Annotated in this window: 2 protein-coding genes; both read right to left on the minus strand. The window is 71.2% G+C overall.

Annotation, left to right across the window (positions count from 1 at the left end; translation table 11 throughout):
* Window positions 1-665: 665 nt before the first annotated feature.
* Complete coding sequence (locus B9G38_RS15955) at window positions 666-1,835, minus strand: ABC transporter ATP-binding protein (RefSeq protein ID WP_233127247.1); 1,170 nt, start codon at window positions 1,833-1,835, stop codon at window positions 666-668.
* The coding region (locus tag B9G38_RS15960; protein ID WP_143415544.1) for an iron ABC transporter permease at window positions 1,825-2,627 on the minus strand (803 nt) is incomplete at its 5' end. The genes B9G38_RS15955 and B9G38_RS15960, both read right to left, overlap by 11 nt.

Here is a 2,627-nt window from a genome sequence, read left to right on the forward strand (position 1 = left end):
CCATACAGTCGAAACAGAGGAAGAACTCCGAGCCGTCGGTGAGTTCGAGCGTCAGCCCCTGCGTCGACTCGAACGCGAAGTTCCACAGGTCGCCGATCCCGCCGGCGATCCGCACGGACCGCTCGCAGACGTCGCACGCCTCGGAGGCCATATGTGAACGCAACGGGGTCCGCGGGGTAAGGCGTGTCGCCTCGATACGTGTACGATGTTGACGAGTTCGGCGGAGTGGTCAGATAGCTCGTAGCGGCGGACGGATCGGTGAACGCCTCTTAAGATTCAGTCGTTTATTTATAAATAGATGCTAGCAAACTGGCGGACGACACCACCAAAGCCCCAGCCGCTTGCTTATAAATGGCTACCAGCAAGCCCACGGACGACACCTCCAAAGCCCCAGCCAGCGAGGCGGGCGCACGCTCGCTGCGCGCCTCACTCGGTCGCTATCGCTCCCTCGTTCGGTGCTTACGTCGCCTGCGCCCGCCTCGCCGGCTGCCCCTTTGAGTCCCGCCCCACACAGCACCGCAGCCTCACACCTCCCCAACCTCGCGGCTCACGGCTCGCGGCTTCGCCGCTCGCGTTCGCCGCGTCCCTCGCGCGTGCGACTCGCGGCCTGTCGGCCGCTCGTCGGCACGCGCCACCGCTCCGCATTTATAAATAAACGTCGTCGGTCACCGCGTTTCGGCCTCGATCACGTGCGCATCGCTTGGGTCAAATCCGACCGTGACCGCGCCGTCGAGGGGATCCACGGCCCGGACGAGCAGTTCGCGGTCACCCCAGTCGAGCGTGACGCGCGTCGTCTCCCCGAGGAACTCCGCGCTCGCGACGGTCGCGCGGAGGGCGTTCTCGCTGGCGAGGGCGGCGGTCTCGTCGCCTGCCGCTCCGTCCGCACTCGCGACGCGGAGGTGTTCCGGGCGGACGCAGAAGGCGACTCGGTCGCCGACCTCGGGGGGTCGGGTCGCGGTCGCGTCTCCCTCTTTCTCCTCGTCGCTCCCGACAGCGACGCGGAGCGTCTCGTCGCCGCCGTCGACGTCGACCGCGAGTTCGTTCTCCGCGGGCGCGTCGACCACTCTTCCGGCGAACACGTTGTTGTCGCCGACGAACTCGGCGACGAACCGGGTCGCGGGCTCGCGGTAGACCGTTCTGGGGGGCGCCACCTGTTCGGGCGTCCCGTCGTTCATCACCGCGACGCGGTCGGAGACGGCCAGCGCCTCCTCCTGGTCGTGGGTGACGTATATCGTGGTGATACCCAGCTCGGACTGGATCCGCTTCACCTGCGCGCGGAGCCGCTCGCGGAGGCGCGCGTCGAGCGCGCTCATCGGCTCGTCCAGGAGGAGCACGTCGGGACCGGGCGCGAGCGCCCGCGCCATCGCGATCCGCTGCCGTTGGCCGCCGGAGAGGCTCTCGGGGTCGCGGTCGGCGGCGTCCGGCAGGTCGACGAGTTCGAGCAGCTCCGCCACGCGCTCGTCGCGCGTGACGCCCTCGGGCGGCTCCGCGAAGTTGAGCCCGTAGGCGACGTTCTCGCCGACGGTCATGTGCGGGAACAGCGCGTAGCTCTGGAAGACGACGCCCACGTCGCGGTCCTCGGGGGGGACGCCGGCCATCGGCTCGCCGCCGAACCGGACCGTCCCGCTCGTCGGCTCCTCGAAGCCCGCGATCAGCCGGAGCGTGGTCGTCTTCCCGCAGCCGGAGGGGCCGACGAGCGTGAAGAACTCCCCCTCGCGCACCCGGAGGGTCACGTCGTCGACCGCGGCGGCGTCGCCGTAGCGCTTCGTCACGCCGTCGAGCTCGACGGCGACCGGGTGGCCGTTCTCCGAAGCCGCCGGCGGCTCAGAGCCCACGGTGTTCACCCCCGAGCCGCTCGATGACGACGAAGCTGAGGCCGGTGACGACGAGGAGGACGACGCCCATGGCGGTCGCGGGTCCGAGCCGCCGCCCGATGAACCGTTCGATCGCGACGGGCATCGTGTACGCGTCGGCGCCGGTCGAGAGCACCACCGTCGAGGTGAACTCGCCGATCGAGACCGCGAACGCGAACGCCGCGCCCGCGACGACCGCGGGCCAGACGAGGGGGAGCTCCACGTCCCGGACCACCCGCGCCCGCGACGCGCCGAGCGCCCGCGCGGACTCGACGAGCGACCGGTCCAACCCGTCGAGCCCGGGCGAGACGGTGCGCACGACGAACGGGTACCCCGACACCGCGTGCGCGACGACGATGGCGACCGCGCCGCTCGCCGCGATCCGCCACCCGGCGATCTCGACGCCGAAGACGAGCCCCCGGAGGAGCCCGAGCCCGACGATGATCCCCGACACCGCCAGCGGCGCCATCGCCGCGGCGTCGACCAGCGTCCGCCCGCGGTACCGGCGCGTGGTCAGCACCGCGACGACGACGCCCATCGGGAGCGCGAGCAGGGTCGCGGCCGCCGCGAACGCGAGCGAGTTGTAGATCGCTGGCAGCGGCCGCACTTGGAACGCCGCGCCCGTCCGCTGACGCTCGATCAGGAACCGGTAGTGGTCGAGCGTGAGCGCGCCGTCGCCGCCCGTCACGGACGCGAGGACCATCGACGCGATCGGCGCGAGGAAGACGAGCCCGGCGACGACCGCGTAGGCGGCCAGCCCGGCCCGCGGCAACA

The organism is Halorubrum sp. SD612 (genome assembly GCF_002135005.1).